The organism is Ochrobactrum sp. SSR (genome assembly GCF_030067775.1).
In the GTDB taxonomy this organism is placed as follows: Bacteria; Pseudomonadota; Alphaproteobacteria; order Rhizobiales; family Rhizobiaceae; genus Brucella; species Brucella teleogrylli.
In genome coordinates this window covers 273,623-290,295 of the sequence record NZ_CP125971.1, presented here as the reverse complement: position 1 = coordinate 290,295, position 16,673 = coordinate 273,623, and the positions used below count along the sequence as shown (strand labels likewise).

Genomic DNA, 16,673 nt, shown 5'->3' with positions numbered 1-16,673 from the left:
CAGGAAGGTTTATGAACGCGGAACCCTAGTCCAGTGGCCCGCGCCACCGCCATTGTAGAAATCAATGTCGAAGCCCTGCACCTGACCCTGATCGAGTTTGAAGACGATGGATGCGAGCGAACCAACCAGTTCGGCCTCACCGACCGGGACAAAGGCGAAAGTGTCGCCGTCCCAATGCTGTAGTGGGAACTGCATTTCCTTCGGACCCAGGACCAGTGTCAGCGTTCCGTTGATCTCCCTGATTTCCGTCTTGCCGAAATAGGCGTTGTCGAAGCTGCCGGTATAATCCTGTAAGGTTTTGGCGGGGACTGGTTGGGCCGGCTTTTCCTTGAAGGACAGGTCGCCTTGCGGTTGGAAAAAGCCTTTCATGACGCCATTATAGGCGGCAAACCAGTCGCGGGAAGATTTGCCGTAAAGTGCAGTGTCGGTGAACTGCGCCACGACAGATTCCGCAGCGCCCACCGGTGCGCCATTCGTCAGGACGATAATGCCGATATCGGCTGATGGCACGATCTTGAAGGCGGTGCCTGCGCCGAGCAGGAAAGCGCCGGAGTGTCCCATGGATGGCCGTCCGCCCAGTTCCGTATTGACGTTGAAGCCATAGCCGTAAAAGCCGGAACGCGCGCTGGTGTCATGTGCCCGCGCGCTGAACGACTGCGGCGAAAGTGCTGGTAGGAGCGCGTCTTCGGCGATCATTCGCTTGCCCTTGTATTCGCCATTGGCGAGTAGCAGTTTCAGCCACTCCGCCAGATCAAGGACATTGGATGAAACACCGCCAGCTGGCGCCTGTTCATCCGCATTGCGTTGCCCGAGCGGCAAAAAAGCGCCATTTTGATAAACATGCAATGCGGCGCGGTTGGCATGCGCCGTATAATCGGCATAGCGATAGCTGGTCGATTTCATGCCAAGCGGCTTCAGCAGCTGCTCATCGGCGAGTTTTTCCCACGGTTCACGCGCCGCTGCGGCAACGGCTTCCGCGCCGATGGTCGTACTGAAATTCGCATAGTGATAAGAGGTGCGGAACGGATCGAGCGGCAATTGCTGCAAGCGGGCAATGACATCGTTGCGCTTGAAGCCCAGGTCTTCCAGATCGTCACCCGCCGTACCCGGCAGGCCACTGCGGTGTGCAAAGAAATCCCCGATTGTTCCGTTTTCAGAAACATAGTCATTGGCGAGCTTGAAGCCGGACAGGTGTTTTGCCACCGGGTCGTCCCATGCAACCGTGCCCTTTGACACTTCAATGGCGGCGACCGTCGCAGAAAGCGACTTGGAAATAGAGGCAATCTGGAAAACAGTCTCGGCATCGACCGCGGCCTCTTTGCCGACCTCGCGTTTGCCATAACCCTTGGCGAAAACGGTCTTGCCGCCGCTCACGACAGCAACCGCAATGCCGGGAACGTGGCTGCGTTTCATGATGTCGGCAACAATCTGTGGCAGGGCCTTGAGGGCTTTCTCTGTGCTGCCCTTTGGAATCTGTATCGCGTCGGCAGCCGGATTTGGCTGGTTCTGTATGGAAACCGACTGCGAGAGAGCTGCTGTCGAGCAGCCAAGTGCAAGCAGGAAGGCGAGGATGATAGACGATGTTCTGGTTCTCATGACTGCCTTAAAACCCCGTTTGATAAGCGATGCGGAAAACGCCCTGATTGATATTCAGCGACTGGTCGCGCTGATGAATCAGTCCTGATTGCAGAATGATGCCGATGGGCGTGACATAAGTGACCGTGCCGGCTGCGCCCCAGTCCCAATCGGATTGAAGCCCGTATTGCGCCAGTTTTTCATCTTCGCCGGATAATTTGCGCAGCGCGGTTGTCGCCGTGAACTGCCACCGGTCATAAGACAGCGAGAGAGATGTCACGCCATTGCCGTTGGAAACCGGCGCGCCACGAAAGGCGCTTGAAAAGGTCGCCTCGTTAAACCAGCTCAGGTTCCACTTATCGGTGAGCGCCGTGTCATAGCGCAGCCGGGCTGAAATCGTATTGGCGCTTTCGCCATAGCCCGGTTCAGCCTCCAGGCGTCCGATATCGACACCGCCGGACGTTTTCTTCAGGCCGGGGAGATTGCGGAAGTCATAGGACAGGATGAACGAGTTCAGATCGTTACTGAACGCTGGCGGTTGTCCGCGCGTGGGCGAGATAAAACCGTCATCGAAGGTGAGACGGCGGCTGAGAGCCGAATCGTCACGTTTAAACACCAGGCCGGCGAAGGAATGCGCGCCCATATTCTCTGTGTTGAACGTGTAGCGCGCGCCAAGCCCGATCGAGCCGTTATATTGAAAGTCGTCGGTATAACCGTTGTAGAGTCCGTCAATCGCATGCCAGCCGTCACCAAAACCCATATCCATCTTGCCGCCATAGAGCGCAAAATTATCGGACGTATAGGACGCAAACAGGTTTTTCAGCGTGAAGCCGAGATCGGAGAAAGCGTTGTCCTCCGTCGCCTCGACGGAGGAATCAAAGGTGATTTTCGACAGAACGGAAAACCGCTGTGACAATTGCCAAACGAGTGCGGCTTCCGCTGTCGGCTGAACACTGTTCCAGTGCGAACGCGAAATCTGGCCGTTCTCGTCCTTGATGCCAAAATAGCCGGTATAGCCAGTCATGAACAATAACTGACCGTTAAGCTTGGGATAATCACCCGCAGCATCCGCATCGCCCAATTTGCTATAGGGCGTAAGAAATATCTCTGTCTTGAAGATATCCCGTTTCTCCTGAGCAAAAGCCCCCGGCGCTCCAATGCCGAGAGCAAATGCAGCGCCGAGCAGCGCGCAGCGCGCGTTCATCATCGCGCCAGTTCGGCTGCCAGTTCGCGTACTTGCGAATGGATATTCTCGAACATGGCGAAGTTCACGCGGCTGGCTACAACAAATATGCCGAGCTTGCGGTTCGGCGACAGAACTACATAGCTCATGAAGCCGCCGAGACCGCCACTTTTGCCAAGCAGGAACGGAGTTTGGTTGCTAGGCAGGGTGGCGACCCAGCCAAGCCCCATGCCATCGCCAGCGGTGACTTCGGTGCCCACCACATGCTTCAACCCGTCATAGGGAAGCCACAGTGTATGATCGAGCAGGGCGTCTTCTCGCAACTGACTGGCGCCATCGAGATGCCAGCGCATCCAGCGCACCATGTCTTCGGCAGACGTGTAGATACCGGCGCTTGCATACATGATGTCGGGAACAGGGCTGTTCGCGTCCGGCTTGTCGAGCGGATCAAGCCCCGTCATCAGGCGTTTCTTCTGCTCGTCGCTCAACACATTGGTTGTGTCGGTAAGACCAGCCGGTTTCAGCACTTCGTTGGCGAGAACCGTGGAATAATCCGCACCGCCAGCCTTGGCGAGTGCGTCACCCAGAAGGCCGTAACCGAGATTCGAATAAATCGTCGTGGTTCCCGGCGCATAGGCAGGCTGATTGCTGCTCATCCACTTCCAGTAATAATCGCGATCAAAAGCTTCGAACGGGTTGTTTGTGATTTTGGTGTCCGGGTTCGGCAGTTCGCGCGGCAAACCTGCCGAATGCGTGGCAAGGTCCAGCAGCGTGATCGGACGACCATTGACCTCGACCTTGGCGCCCTCGGGTGCATATTTTTGCAGCGGGTCGGTCAGCTTAAGTTTGCCCTTGGCGGCAAGCGCGGCCAGCAGATCGCCCGCGAAAACCTTGGAGACGGATGCAATGCGGAAGATCGAACGCGCGTCCGGTTCAGTATCGTTGCCCGGCGCAGTTTCACCATAGGCCTGAATGACGCTGTCGTCGCCCTGTACGACCGCAATGATCAGGCCGGGTGCACCAGAGTTCAGAAAAAGCTGCATGCCCGCCATGGAGACGGCATCTTTCAGGGCGAGGTCTTCTGCCTTCGCCTTGCTGCTGTCGGTGAAGATAAGACTGGTGGCGACCAGCGAGACAGTTGTGAAATAGGCTAGCATCCGTGACGACATGCGGGAACCCTCATAGAACCGTTGGGGAGGACGTTCTGATGCATGCACCATCCAAGAAATTGCGGGAATGACAATATTCCAAGGACGAAACAACGTGCCGGTTTGACGAATGACATGTCGTCAAAAGCGTAACGGACACAAAGCGCTAGGCGCTATATTCCCATGCGTTCACGCAGTTGTCTTCGGTGGGAGCGCGAGACGGGCCATGCCTGATCGACAGCGCGCATTCTGATCTGCCATTTGTCGATTTTTCTGCGATCCACATCGACAACATGCAGCGTGTTGACGAAGGCGGTTCTGTGTATGCGAAGAAAGATTTTCGACGGCAGCAGGCTGGACCACATGCCGAGCGAGCGTGAATCAAGCAGCATCGTCCCGTCTTCGAGCCATATTTCGCTGTAATTGCCCGCCGAGCGTACCCCGACGATGATTTCCGGCTGGACCCCGCGCACGACGCCGCGATTGCTGAGATAGACGAGGGGTGCTGTGCTTTCCGCAGCGATTGATTTTTCGGGCGCTCGATTGGTCGAATATTTGGCTTGCCCAATCAGATTGGCGCACTGAAAGAGGGCGTTGACTTCGCTTGCCGACCAAATCTTGTTTGCGACGGTCGTATCGAAGCCGATGATGCCCCGCAGTTTATCATCGTAAAAAACCGGCACGCTGAGCACACTTTTGTTGCTCTGGCGCAGGAATTCAACCTGAATCGCCCGGGCGGTCCGGGGCAGGTCAGTAACATCGTGGACAGCAACTGCATGTCCCATCATCAGATATTTGTGCAGCCAGGCAATGAGGGTGGTCGGTGTTTCCTGAAGCTCAGAAATATAGGCTTTTGTCTGGCCCCGGCACCATTCATGGGTGTTGCAGAAGCGGAGCAGGTCGGGCCGATATTCGATCATCCAGGCCCGGTCGGCGTTCGATGCATTGCCCATCAGGGCGAGTTGCTCGGATATGGCGTCGTTGACGGGATATTTGAGCAGGCTCATGCCGCAAAGGTAAGGCCAGTCCAGAGTTGCACTACGCGCAAGATCAGCCTTTACGTGTATCCTGTAGGAGCCCGTTACCTCTGACAATTCAGTATGAAGCATGGACTTCCCTCCGCGTAGCCGGGAATCAAGTGAAATACCAGTAGAGGATCTGGCTATCCGACCCAGTCGTCGAAACTGTTAGCGGGCAAACAGCGCTTTTCCATCCGAGACGACTAAATCAGCTAACCTTATCATTACTGAAAAGCCATTGCCAAGTTGCTAAGACTGTACAGTTGGGTGTGTCACGAGCGAAAAAACATTATCTCGTGAGACAGTGGATTTCAGCACGTCGAACGTCTATTGAGAGAGTTCCTCCGACCAGATAGATCACGCAATGAAGATCGCTTTCCATTCGCCGTTGAAATCGCCGTACCATCCTGTTCCTTCCGGAGACCGGCTGATGGCCAGGCTATTAATCGCGGCTCTGGAGCGTGCAGGACATGAGGTTGAAGTTATATCGGAACTCCGCAGCTTCATGACGACCCCGTCACTCGAAGTCCTTGCGGAGCTGGAAAAACAGGCCGAGCGGGAGATCGCAAGGATTTCAGCACTTTGGAGACGTGGTTCTTTGCCTGATCTATGGCTCACATATCATCCTTACTACAAGGCTCCCGATTTGCTCGGACCGACACTTTCAGCGTCCTTCGGTATACCTTATGTGACAGCAGAAGCATCGTATTCTGCAAGACGTAACACGGGGCTCTGGACGGAGATACAGCAAGGGCTGCTGAAAACTTTTGAACAGGCCGCAGTCAATATCTGCCTGACCAACCGCGACCGGAGGGGATTGCAAGAGGTGTTGCCCGGAGCCCGCTTCGCGATGCTGGCGCCATTCATCGATTGCGCGATGTTTACAGAAACGGTGCCCTGTCCAAAGCCGGATAGGCTGGTAACGGCGGCGATGATGCGCAGCGGCGACAAAATGGACAGCTATCGGATGCTGGCAAGGTCGCTGTCACTGCTTGATGATATTCCGTGGTCACTCTCCATTGTCGGCGATGGCGCCTGTCGGGCAGAGGTCGAGACGTTGTTTGCTCATTTCGCGCCGGAAAGAATCCAGTGGCACGGGAAACTGGAACCGTCTGACATTGCAACATTGTTCGCGCAGAGCGCTCTGTACGTGTGGCCGGGATGCGGCGAAGCTTATGGGCTTGCTTATCTGGAAGCACAGGCGGCTGGCTTGCCCGTTATCGCTCAGGCTATTGCCGGGGTGCCTGAAGTCGTGCGCGATGGGCGCACCGGCGTTCTCACGCCACCGGGCAACATTGACGCCTATGCTCACGCGATACGCTTAGTGCTGGCGAATGCCGCGATGCGCAATGATATGGCTTTTGCAGCGCGACAGTTCGTGCGGGACGAGCGGTCGCTGGAAGTGGCGTCCCGCCGTCTTGACGATATTCTCAAACAGCATGTGGGCATTTTATAATGGTGACTGACATCTGGGAGCCGCTGAACCGCGAGTTGGATCGATGGTATGAAGCTGGCAAAGTCGCAGACTTTTGGCTGCGTGATGACGATGCCGTCGCTCCCACACCGGCCTTGACGCAACTGCTTGATCTGGGCGCACGCCATTCGGTTCCGGTCGCGCTGGCCGTGATCCCCGAAACCACTGGACAGCCGCTTGCAGAGTATCTTGGCAACCGGCCGCTGGTGACGGTGGTTGTTCACGGCTGGTCGCACAGCAATTTTGCGGGCGACGGTGAGAAGAAGCAGGAACTTGGCCCACACAGGCCAATTGAAGTGGTCACAGCGGAATTGACGGCTGGTTTAACCCGTCTTGAGGCACTCCATGCTGGACGCTTTGTCCCCGTTCTGGTGCCGCCATGGAACCGCATTGCGCCGTCCTTGGTGGACATACTTTCCGGTCTTGGATATTGCGCCCTTTCGGTTTTCGGAGCGGAGAAAGAAGGTTCACTGCCGATGATCAACACCCATGTCGATCTGATGGACTGGCATGGAACACGGGTCGCCCGTGATCACGCGGCGCTGATTGACGATATCGTTCGTCGTCTGCAGGTGATGTTCGACGGTGGCGGGAGCATGGGCTTTCTAACCCATCATCTGGTCCACGATAAGTCCGCTTGGCAGTTTATCGAGGCGTTACTCGCACAAACAGCATCTCATCCTGCCAGCCGCTGGATTGCACTACGGGATATGCACATTCTGCTTCAGGCTTAGACGTCGAAAGCCTGGCCTTCCCGGGCCGAGAAGGCGCCAGCAAACTCACTCGCGGCCTGTCGATCAATCGCCTCGAGTTCCGCGTCTGTACGCAGCGGCGAATGGTGGATGAAAGCAACGTTTTTTGCGCCCGCTGCTTTGGCGAGCCGGATGGCATGCTGCCAGGAAGAGTGCCCATAGCCAACATGCCGCGGCATTTCCGCGTCGGTATAGGTGGTGTCGTAGAGGAAAAGGTCTGCGCTCTGGATCAGATCCAAAACGGCGGGATCAAGAATGCCGGGTTCATGCTCTGTATCGGTGATCAGCGCTACCGAACGACCTCCCCATTGCACCCGATAACCGATGGCACCGCCGGGATGATTGAGCCTTCCGGTCTTAATCTCAACACCGGGATGGGGCTGTAGAATGTCGCCGGGTTTAAAATCCCGGCAGATCATTTTCGCGGGACAGACATCTATTTCAACGGGAAACCAGGGGGGCGAATAAATTCCGAGACAATCTCGCTTGTGTTCATCTTGCCATACATATGCCCGGACCAGAGTTCCACCGCAGAGCCGGCATCAAAGAGTGGAGCGAAATAGGGCAGACCGATAATGTGGTCATAATGACAATGTGAAAAGAACAGATTGAAATTGGAAATGCCGTCCGCGAGCAATGATTTTCCTGCGGGTAGCAGGCCAGATCCGGCATCGAACAACAATCTGTGTTCACCGCATTGCATCTCTATGCAGACAGTATTGCCGCCATATCGCTGGAAATCCGGTCCGGAAACCGGAAGGCTGCCCCGCACTCCCCAAAAACGCACCCGAAACACTGTATCCCTCTTCTTTCCGCCGTCGTGCAATTCATGGCATGTTAGCCATGCGGCGAAGCATATGCGAGTACCGAATCTACGTTACTACGAAATATCTAGCACTCTTGTCAGTGATATGAAGCGTGAGACGATGGAAAGGAAATTTCTAGAGGATGGCATCCGAACTACCGCCTATCGCCGTGATTGCCGACGCGCATTTTCACGATATTTTTGGCGACTATGGCAATGCTGGGGTCACAGTGAGCGAACGGGCTATGGCGTTGCGCCCATTCGCCAACACGGTGCGTTCGACACGAGTGTTCAACGAGAGTTCCGCAGCATTGCCCTACGCGTTGGATGATATAGCTGCCCGAGGAATCCGCCACGTTGTCCTTCTGGGCGACTATTCGGATGACGGCCAGCTGGTGACGATGGCAACGCTGCAGAAACTTCTTGACGATTACGCAAGGCGCTTCGGTATGCAGTTCTACGCAGCGCCCGGCAATCACGATATTTTTGGCCCCGGCGGGAGGCATCGGTCAAAACGCTTTTTGAATGCTCGCGGCGGCCATGACTTGGTGACCAGCAATCCGGCGCGCAGGGCCGCTCCTGATGACGATGCGGTGATTATCAGCGAGAGCATGTATTGCGCTGGCTATCCAGTCGGTCTGCGTTCGTTGGGTGATGTCGGGTTCTTTCGAAGGCCCGACTATCTGCATTGGGAGACCCCTTTTGGCATTAACGATCATCCATCGGCGAGAGAGTTCGAAATCTGCTCGCCTGATGGCATGACGGTTCGCAGGCTGATGGACGCTTCCTATCTTGTCGAGCCATTCGACGGTGTCTGGATGCTGATGATCGACGCCAATGTGTTTGTGCCGGTGGATGGAGAAATCGGCGATGATGAGGGAGCGTTCGCGGACAGCACCGATGCCGGTTGGAATGCCATGCTGGTACACAAACGCTTTATTCTGGACTGGATACGATCGGTCACGGATCGGGGTCGGGCACTGGGAAAGACGGTCATCGCATTTTCCCATTATCCGGTACTTGATCCACTGGACGGCACGGGTGACGACGAACTGGCCGTGCTGGGGCAGACGAGCCTGCTGGGACGCATCCCGGAACCGGAGGTCGGCCATGCCCTGATTAATGCCGGTGTCCGCCTGCATTTCAGCGGGCATTTGCACGTCAACGACACTGCTCGACTTCGAAATGCCCATGGCTTTCTGTTCAATTTGTCCGTTCCCTCGCTGGTCGCTTTCCCCGGCGCCTACAAGATCGTCCACATTGAGCCCAATCGGCTGCACATAGAGACGATTAGCATTGACGATATGGCGCTGGACGCTGGCATCATCAGTCAATATGCAGCCGAAGCAGAAAGGGAGAAGATTAATCCCGGCGCGTTGCTTCGTGCCGTCAATTACGGGGATTTCCTGTCGAAGCATTTGGCGCATCTAGTCGGCAGGCGATTTTTGCGCCGGGAATGGCCGGAGGCGCTCGCGGAAGCCGTGAAGACCCTTGGACTATTGGATCTGGCAGCTCTGGCGCTGGTCGAACGCCCCATCTCCGCCGGTGCGCTTGCCGATATTAAGGCAGCCATTGCTGATTGTGATATCCAGCAACAGCTGGCGATTTCCACCACGGGACATGGACTTGATCCTGTCTCGTTGTCGCGGATTGACGCCATGACTTTCCTGGGCGACTGGTATCGCGTCCGGATGGGGAGTGAGCTTGGGCTTCACGCCATAACAGAGCCACGTCTTGCCGCTTATAAATGGGTGTCGGGCATTTATGCCCGCCGTATCGATACAATGGCAGCTGGAACGATACAGCAATCCCTCGGCAGGCTTTTTCGGATGTTTGATTGTTTCATCTCCGGTTTGCCGTCACGAAACTTTGCCATTGATCTCACAACGGGCGAGATACAGCCTATATGACCAGCGCATTTCTGTATGCAAACCGGCCATAGGAATTGACCAGCAATAAATGTCTGGCCTACAACATATTAATGATGGATACACTCGGCGATAACGCGACCACCGACTGGCATGAAAGCGCATTTGATATTCTGCGTGGCGTTGCTGCATACACTTCAAGCCCGTTGATCAAGGGTTTGTCGAAGGTCATTGCCCGCCACCCCGAGGCGGACCTCGGCAATGCCTTCAACCACAAGCAGGTGGGTTGCAAGATATGGGCGCGGCAGTCGCTGTTCGAGACCTTTGGCGGGAAATTCAATCGCATCGCTATACTTGGCGGCTGGTATGGCGTTCTGGCGGCGATGTTTTTCGATGATCCGCGTTTTGAGATCGACGCGATAGACAGTTTTGATATCGATCCTGATGTTGGTGCCGTCGCTGAGACTTTGAACAATGCATGGAAGGATCGGTTTCGGGCATTGACCGCTGATATGTATCAGCTTGCCTATTTGGAACTCGGGGCCGATTTGGTAATCAACACCAGTTGCGAACATATTGCGGATTTGCCCGCCTGGCTGTCGCTATTGCCCAAGGGAACCCGCGTTCTCTTGCAGTCGAACGACTATTTCAGCGAGCCCACCCATGTGAATTGCGTTGCGTCACTGGATGAATTCGTCGCTCAGGCGGCGTTGGAAACAACAGCGTTTGCTGGCGCGCTGCCGATGAAGAAATATACCAGATTCATGCTGATCGGTACTGTCTAACGCACATCCCGAAAAGTGTGAAACGGTTTTCGGACAAGATGTGCGTGAAAACAAAAAGCTAGCGCGCCGCCAGAAGTCCATGCAGGATTTCTGCCGTGCGATGCGCGCCATCGAGATCAAGTTTGTGAGCGGGCAAACGAGGTGCGGCAAGCGCCTTGGCGATGGCGTCGGTCATGCTATCGACGGATAGCTCGTCTTCTGTGAGAACCGATGCGAGGCCCAGCTTTTGCAGATGGCGTGCGCGTGCGGTCTGTTCGGTTTCGCCACCCGCCGTAAATGGAATGAGCAGCGCTTTGCAGTCCGCACGAAGGATGTCGCAAACCGTATTATATCCGGCCTGCGAGACGGACAGGCGCGCATCGAGCAACAGGCTCGGAAAATTCTGCAGGAAGCGGAAGATGCGGGCATTATTCGGTGCTTCTGCAGTGATTTCGTCAAAATCTGATTGCTGCAGATTGGGACCGGTCACAATGCACCACGAAAGGTCGGGTGACAGGCGCTTTGCAGCCCCAAGCGCTGCGCGGATGAGCAAGGCGCCGACTGCACCACCCCCGGCCGATACCACGATATCAAAGGTTCCCGATGGTGGCGAGGGCGCTGGCGCGGCAACGAGACCGGTATAGATCACCTTGTCGGCAATATCCGCATGCAGCGGAAAACTGTCCTCCAGACGCGCAAACTGCGGGTCGCCATGAACCAGCACGTGATCGAAATAGCGCTGTACGAGGGCGACGCTTTCCTCGTCGCGACCGGGCTTGGCGCGCTCCTGCAGGATGTCGCGCAATGAGGTCAGCACCAATGGCTTTTGCGTCATCGTGTTGATTTCATCGAGCAGGGGGATCAGTTCGAAACGAACTTGCCGACGCCCGAAGGGAAACGCCTCGATGATGACGATATCGGCTCTGACATCGCGAAATGTGGCAAGCAGTTTGTCCCGGCGTTCCGCCTTGAATTTATCGGTCACCGGATTGCCGAAGGCGTCGGCAAGGCCCGAAAAACCGGCGTCGCCGGAAGCAATCGCCGGTAGCGCCACATGGTTGACTTCCGGTCCCGGAAATCCGGAAACAGGCATGCCGCCGGTGACCACGGTGACGTCAAAGCCATCTTGAGTCAGCGCACGGGCAATGCGGCTGGCACGCGCAAGATGACCGATGCCGAGCAGATGCTGAACATAGAACAACACCCGTGGGCTTGTCGTCGACTGCCTCATTTGCTTCGCTGCCATTCCGTTTCGAACAAGGACCTCAATTGACGGATACTGTTGTGGAAGTTGAACTCTGTTCGCACCCGCTTTTCGGCAGCGCGTCCCAGACGATGGCGGAAATCCGCATCGCGGATCGCAGTTTCCATAGCAATCGCTAGCGCCTCCGGGTCCTCAGGTGCAACGAGCAGGCCATTTTCTCCATCCACCAAGAGTTCGGGTACGCCAGAGATGTTGGTGGAAACCGATATCAGGCCCTGGCTTGATGCTTCCACCAATACGTTGGGCAAGCCATCCCTGTCGCCATCCGTAGTGATCCTGCAGGCGAGTACGAAAATATCGGCGGCTTGATAGCCAGCAAGGACTTCCTTTTGGTCGAGCGCGCCCTTCCATACGATTTTGTCGGCAATGCCGAGCTTGTCTGCAAGCGCTTTCAAGCTGGCGATCCTGTCGCCATCACCGATGTGCTCAAACCGCCATTGGAGGTCTTTGGGCAGCAGGCTGAGTGCTCTCAGCACGATGTCATAGCCCTTTTTCTCAACGGCACGACCGACGCTCAGGATTCTGACCGGATCGTCCGCGTCGCTGCCGTTGCGCAGTGAACGGTTGCCCTCAAAAGGCCCGAACCGGTCAAGATCGAGGCCGTGATAGCTTAGATGTACGCTGGACGAGGGCCCTCCAAGCTGACGGAGATGATCGAAGCCCGAATGTGTGCAGGTCACCGTCCATCGCGTGCTGGTGAGCTTGCCCTGCAGTTCCCAGTCTGGCGAAGTCCAGATATCCTTGGCGTGAGCGGAGCACGTCCATCCAATGCCGGTGATCTGGCTGGCATAAGCGGCAACGGATGCGGGCGTGTGGATAAAATGCGCGTGAATCCATCCCGCGTCATCGGGCCATTCCGCTGCCAGAACTGCGGCCTGTCCGAAACGCCTGATACGATTGCGCGTCGGGTCTTTCCGAAAGTCCTTGAGCACAGTTACCAAGCCTCGCCAGAAACCGGGGCGCGGCATACAGGCGATCAAGGCCGATAGAACACGGCGCGGTTCTTCGCGCAGATATTCAGGCAGGTAATGGACTGGCGCACGAATTTCGTCGTGCACCGGATGCGTTTTCTTGTCCGTCGGTCGCCGCAATGCCACGAGAACCAGATCAAAACCCGATTGTTCCAGCCCAAGCAATTCCTGAGCAATGAATGTTTCGGACAGGCGCGGATATCCCTTCAGCACCACCACAATTTTCCGGCGATATGACAATTGATTATCCCTTGACGAGCGACAGGTGGTTCGGCTGACGTCGATCCATCAGATCCCCGACAATTTGCGAGATATGCGGTAAGCCTTCGAGCCTGAAACCTTTGGGCGCGCTCTTCGAGGGCGCTGGCCTGCTGGGCAAGGCCTTGAGTGCACTGGCCATGCGGACAGGATCTTCGGATTCGCTGGGAAGCAGCATGTCAATCAGCCCGAGTTCCGCAGCGCGCCGGGCGCGGATCAGCTGTTCCTCACGTGGAAGGATGCGGGGAACGATCAATGCCGGTTTGTCGAAGGAGAGAATCTCGCAATAGGTGTTGTAGCCGCCCATGGCAACGACAGCCTTCGCGCCCGCCACCAGTTCTTCCATCCTGTTATCGAACTCGATGACCTCGATATGAGGGATCGCCTGGCTCTTGCTTATCATCTTGCGGCGCTTCTTCGCGGGCATGTAAGGTCCGAGCACGACCAGCGCCTTGTGCTGGAGCGTGTGATCGTGCTGGTAGGCCCGCACGACATCGTTGACGAGATCGGCGCCATCGCCGCCTCCGCCGGTGGTGACAAGAATATAGTCGCCCTTGGGGCGATGGTCCGGGACTTCCTGATTGGAAACGCTGCGCTGCAGGAAGCCGACGAAATTCATCTTGTCGCGGACACCCTTCGGGACGTCGAGACCCACGAGCGGATCGTAGAAATCCGGCGGCCCATAGACCCAGATCGAGTCATAGAACCTGTCGATCTTATCCATCACGTTTTTGCGCTTCCACTCGGCATCGAGCAAATGCGGCGCATCCATGACTTCGCGCAGGCCCAGAATCAGTGTTGCTCCACGGGTCTTGAGATAGGTGAGCGTCTCCTCGACTTCGCCCTTCATGCCCATCGGTTCCTTATCGACGATAAAAATATCGGGTTGGAACGTTTCGGCGGTATGGCGGATAATCGATTGGCGCATCTTCAGCGTGTCATGGAGATCGGTGTGCCGTTCCATCGACTGGTATTCGCCATTGCGCAGCTTGATTACGCTTGGAATTTTGACGAAATCGACGCGCGCGCGGTAGTCAAAGGCGCCAGCGATCGTGGCGCCCGATATGATGATAATATTGAGACCGCGATAGTCCTCGACAAGCGAATGGGCGATCGTTCGGCAGCGGCGCAGATGGCCGAGCCCAAACGTGTCGTGGCTGTACATCAGGATGCGGACATGCTCCAGGCGGCGCGTCATGATGCGAACCCCGCCGCAACTACAGCATTTCCAGCAAAAGTGCGTAGCGTCTCCGCGGGGAAATCAATTCGCTGGACTGATTTCTTATCCCGCTTCGATGCGTAGGATAATGCGCAAAAACAAATAGATATAGCGGTTCCACGTTTCCGCTTTAACGGGAACCGCTCTAGGTGACGCAACCCGTGATATGGGAAATTTTTCAGCATGCGAACATCCATCTCAACTATACGGATCAGCGACATCGCGAAGACCGTCACCTAGAAAATTGAAGGCCAGAACCACCAGAATGACCGGAATGATCGGAAACAGCAGCCAGGGGTAGAAGACAATGACACTTACACTTCGGGCTTCCGTCAAAAGGATGCCCCAACTGGTTATTGGTGCCCGTAACCCCAGGCCGAGAAAGCTCAGCGCAGTTTCACCCAGGATCATACCGGGAATAGACATGGTTGCAGTTGCGATCAAGTGCGACATGAAGCCGGGAATGAGATGCCGTCCGATAATGCGGGGGCTCTTTGCGCCCATCAGCTGGGCCGCTAGCACGTAGTCTTCCTCGCGCAGTGAAAGCAACTTGGAACGCACGGCGCGCGCCAGCCCAGTCCAGTCAAGCAGTCCAAGGATGGCGGTAATACCGAGGTAAATCAGCATCGGGCTCCATGTAATCGGCATGATGGCGGCAAGGGCCATCCACAGGGGAATGCTTGGAATAGACTGCAGCACCTCTATGATTCGCTGGACGATGAGGTCGAAAACGCCACCATGGTAACCGGCAAGGCCACCGATAACAATTCCGAGAGTAAAGCTGATGACAATGCCGATCAGCCCAATTGTCAGCGAGATTCGAGCGCCATAGAGGATGCGGGATAGCACGTCTCGCCCGAGTCGGTCTGTCCCGAGAAGAAACAGCTCGCCGCCCTTTGCGGGGCAGACCAGATGTAAATCAGTCGAGAATATGCCCCAGAATTTATAGGGATCGCCCGAGCAGAAAAAACGCAGCGGTTCGATCTGGTCTTTCTGATCCACATAGACCCGTCGCAGCGTGTCCATATCGAGCGTCATCTTGCGGCCATAGACGAACGGCCCGATGAAATTGCCGTTGTCAAAAAGGCGGACCGCCTGCGGCGGTGCATAGATGAAATCGACATTGCGTGTATGAAGATTATAAGGCGCGAGGAATTCAACGAAGGCGATCATCACATAAAGCGCGCCGAGGAAGATGGCGGAGGCAAGCGCCAGCTTATGCTTTTTGAATTTCCACCACATCAGCTGGAGCTGAGACGCCCGATAAAAGCGGCTCTGCTCTTCGGTCATGACATCGACCGAATGCGGATCAAAAGGCTCTGTCGAAACAAAGTGAGGCAGGCGTGCGCCAGGTTCGGGGAGGGGTGATGATGTCACTTTGTGCTCCCACCCTGCAATCTGATACGCGGATCAAGAAAGGCGAGCGCAATATCGGAGATCAACACGCCTATGACCGTCAGCGTTGCGAGAAACATCAGGAACGAACCTGCAAGATACATATCCTGGCTCTGCAAGGCCTTTATGAGCATTGGCCCTGTCGTTTCCAGCGAAAGAACGATTGCGGTGATTTCAGCACCGGAAATGATCGCAGGCAGGATCGAACCGATGTCCGAGATGAAAAAATTGAGCGCCATGCGCAGGGGATATTTCACCAGCGTGCGAAAAGGATGCAGACCCTTGGCGCGCGCCGTTACCACATACTGCTTTTGGAGTTCGTCGAGAAGATTGGCGCGCAAACGCCGGATCATCCCGGCAGTGCCTGCGGTGCCAACGATCAGCACGGGTATCCAGAGATGGGACAGGATTGAGGACGCCTTGGCCCAGCTCATTGGTTCGGCCAGATATTTCTGGTCCATGAGATGTCCAATCGAAGTGCCGAACCAAATATTGGCAAAATACATCAGGATCAGCGCGAACATGAAGTTCGGGATCGCTATGCCAAGCAGACCGATAAGCGTCAGCCCATAATCCGCCCAGCTATATTGATGCGTCGCCGAATAGATGCCGATCGGGAAAGCAATCAGCCATGTGAAGATGATCGTGAAGAACGACACCATCACTGTCAGCCAAAGCCGGTCGCCCACAACGTCACTGACGGGCAGCTGATACTCGAACGAATAGCCGAAATCCCCCTGCAACATCCCGGCAACCCAGTGGAAGTAACGCAGCACCGGTGGTTTATCGAAGCCGTACTGGACGCGTAGCTCCTCGATTTCTTGCATGTCCACGGCTTCGCCCTGCGCGCGAAGCTCCGACACATAGCTTTCGAAATAGTCGCCCGGCGGTAGTTCAATAATGGTGAAAACCAGAGCGGAAATGATGATGAGCGTGGGGATCATTGCTGCGATGCGCCAGAGAATATATCGCAGCATG

13 protein-coding genes and 1 pseudogene are annotated in these 16,673 nt (G+C 55.9%); 4 read left to right on the top strand and 10 right to left on the bottom strand.

Annotated features, from left to right (window positions below; genetic code table 11):
• Window positions 1-9 precede the first annotated feature (9 nt).
• The 4 genes from QLQ11_RS18785 to QLQ11_RS18770 form a co-directional block, all read right to left on the bottom strand.
• Entirely contained in the window at window positions 10-1,596 is a 1,587-nt protein-coding gene (locus QLQ11_RS18785; RefSeq protein ID WP_283735208.1) for a serine hydrolase, read from the bottom strand.
• 7 nt (window positions 1,597-1,603) lie between these two features.
• Window positions 1,604-2,782 (bottom strand): hypothetical protein, encoded by a 1,179-nt coding sequence (locus QLQ11_RS18780; RefSeq protein WP_283735209.1) that lies wholly within the window; start codon window positions 2,780-2,782, stop codon window positions 1,604-1,606.
• The gene (gene ampH, locus QLQ11_RS18775; RefSeq protein ID WP_283735210.1) at window positions 2,779-3,927 is read right to left on the bottom strand and encodes a D-alanyl-D-alanine-carboxypeptidase/endopeptidase AmpH; all 1,149 of its coding nucleotides are present in this window, start codon (window positions 3,925-3,927) and stop codon (window positions 2,779-2,781) included. Before ampH ends, QLQ11_RS18780 begins: the two co-directional genes overlap by 4 nt.
• A 152-nt stretch (window positions 3,928-4,079) precedes the next feature.
• On the bottom strand, window positions 4,080-5,015 hold the full coding sequence (locus QLQ11_RS18770) for a LytTR family transcriptional regulator DNA-binding domain-containing protein (RefSeq protein ID WP_283735211.1): 936 nt from the start codon (window positions 5,013-5,015) through the stop codon (window positions 4,080-4,082).
• Window positions 5,016-5,289: 274 nt separating this feature from the next.
• Between QLQ11_RS18770 and QLQ11_RS18765 the strand changes: the two genes are divergently transcribed.
• Both QLQ11_RS18765 and QLQ11_RS18760 read left to right on the top strand, forming a co-directional pair.
• Complete coding sequence (locus tag QLQ11_RS18765; protein ID WP_283735212.1) at window positions 5,290-6,381, top strand: glycosyltransferase family 4 protein; 1,092 nt, start codon at window positions 5,290-5,292, stop codon at window positions 6,379-6,381.
• On the top strand, window positions 6,381-7,133 hold the full coding sequence (locus QLQ11_RS18760; protein WP_283735213.1) for a polysaccharide deacetylase family protein: 753 nt from the start codon (window positions 6,381-6,383) through the stop codon (window positions 7,131-7,133). The genes QLQ11_RS18765 and QLQ11_RS18760 overlap by 1 nt, the downstream gene beginning before the upstream one ends.
• Here the strand turns inward: QLQ11_RS18760 and QLQ11_RS18755 are convergent.
• Window positions 7,130-7,830 (bottom strand): annotated as a pseudogene (locus QLQ11_RS18755) (MBL fold metallo-hydrolase). The gene QLQ11_RS18760 and the pseudogene QLQ11_RS18755 overlap by 4 nt on opposite strands.
• A 296-nt stretch (window positions 7,831-8,126) precedes the next feature.
• Between QLQ11_RS18755 and QLQ11_RS18750 the strand changes: the two are divergent.
• Both QLQ11_RS18750 and QLQ11_RS18745 read left to right on the top strand, forming a co-directional pair.
• Window positions 8,127-9,866 (top strand): metallophosphoesterase, encoded by a 1,740-nt coding sequence (locus QLQ11_RS18750; RefSeq protein WP_371836052.1) that lies wholly within the window; start codon window positions 8,127-8,129, stop codon window positions 9,864-9,866.
• A 71-nt stretch (window positions 9,867-9,937) separates the two neighbouring features.
• Window positions 9,938-10,609 (top strand): class I SAM-dependent methyltransferase, encoded by a 672-nt coding sequence (locus tag QLQ11_RS18745; protein WP_349496883.1) that lies wholly within the window; start codon window positions 9,938-9,940, stop codon window positions 10,607-10,609.
• A gap of 58 nt (window positions 10,610-10,667) precedes the next feature.
• Here QLQ11_RS18745 and QLQ11_RS18740 read toward each other — a convergent pair whose 3' ends face one another.
• The 5 genes from QLQ11_RS18740 to QLQ11_RS18720 form a co-directional block, all read right to left on the bottom strand.
• Window positions 10,668-11,819, bottom strand: a complete 1,152-nt coding sequence (locus tag QLQ11_RS18740) for a glycosyltransferase family protein (protein ID WP_371836051.1) — start codon at window positions 11,817-11,819, stop codon at window positions 10,668-10,670.
• Window positions 11,816-13,063: a glycosyltransferase family 4 protein gene (locus QLQ11_RS18735; protein WP_121537686.1), complete on the bottom strand. Its 1,248-nt coding sequence runs from the start codon at window positions 13,061-13,063 to the stop codon at window positions 11,816-11,818. Before QLQ11_RS18735 ends, QLQ11_RS18740 begins: the two co-directional genes overlap by 4 nt.
• A 4-nt stretch (window positions 13,064-13,067) precedes the next feature.
• Entirely contained in the window at window positions 13,068-14,279 is a 1,212-nt protein-coding gene (locus QLQ11_RS18730) for a glycosyltransferase family protein (RefSeq protein ID WP_121537688.1), read from the bottom strand.
• Window positions 14,280-14,498: 219 nt separating this feature from the next.
• Window positions 14,499-15,677 (bottom strand): ABC transporter permease, encoded by a 1,179-nt coding sequence (locus QLQ11_RS18725; protein WP_109366140.1) that lies wholly within the window; start codon window positions 15,675-15,677, stop codon window positions 14,499-14,501.
• Window positions 15,674-16,672 (bottom strand): ABC transporter permease, encoded by a 999-nt coding sequence (locus QLQ11_RS18720; RefSeq protein ID WP_109366139.1) that lies wholly within the window; start codon window positions 16,670-16,672, stop codon window positions 15,674-15,676. Before QLQ11_RS18720 ends, QLQ11_RS18725 begins: the two co-directional genes overlap by 4 nt.
• Window position 16,673 lies beyond the last annotated feature (1 nt).

Coding starts and splice junctions, on each gene's coding strand:
- QLQ11_RS18785 (WP_283735208.1), bottom strand. CDS start 1,596: ATGAGAACCAGAACATCGTCTATCATCCTCGCCTTCCTGCTTGCACTT.
- QLQ11_RS18780 (WP_283735209.1), bottom strand. CDS start 2,782: ATGATGAACGCGCGCTGCGCGCTGCTCGGCGCTGCATTTGCTCTCGGC.
- ampH (WP_283735210.1), bottom strand. CDS start 3,927: ATGTCGTCACGGATGCTAGCCTATTTCACAACTGTCTCGCTGGTCGCC.
- QLQ11_RS18770 (WP_283735211.1), bottom strand. CDS start 5,015: ATGCTTCATACTGAATTGTCAGAGGTAACGGGCTCCTACAGGATACAC.
- QLQ11_RS18765 (WP_283735212.1), top strand. CDS start 5,290: ATGAAGATCGCTTTCCATTCGCCGTTGAAATCGCCGTACCATCCTGTT.
- QLQ11_RS18760 (WP_283735213.1), top strand. CDS start 6,381: ATGGTGACTGACATCTGGGAGCCGCTGAACCGCGAGTTGGATCGATGG.
- QLQ11_RS18745 (WP_349496883.1), top strand. CDS start 9,938: ATGATGGATACACTCGGCGATAACGCGACCACCGACTGGCATGAAAGC.
- QLQ11_RS18740 (WP_371836051.1), bottom strand. CDS start 11,819: ATGAGGCAGTCGACGACAAGCCCACGGGTGTTGTTCTATGTTCAGCAT.
- QLQ11_RS18730 (WP_121537688.1), bottom strand. CDS start 14,279: ATGACGCGCCGCCTGGAGCATGTCCGCATCCTGATGTACAGCCACGAC.
- QLQ11_RS18720 (WP_109366139.1), bottom strand. CDS start 16,672: ATGCTGCGATATATTCTCTGGCGCATCGCAGCAATGATCCCCACGCTC.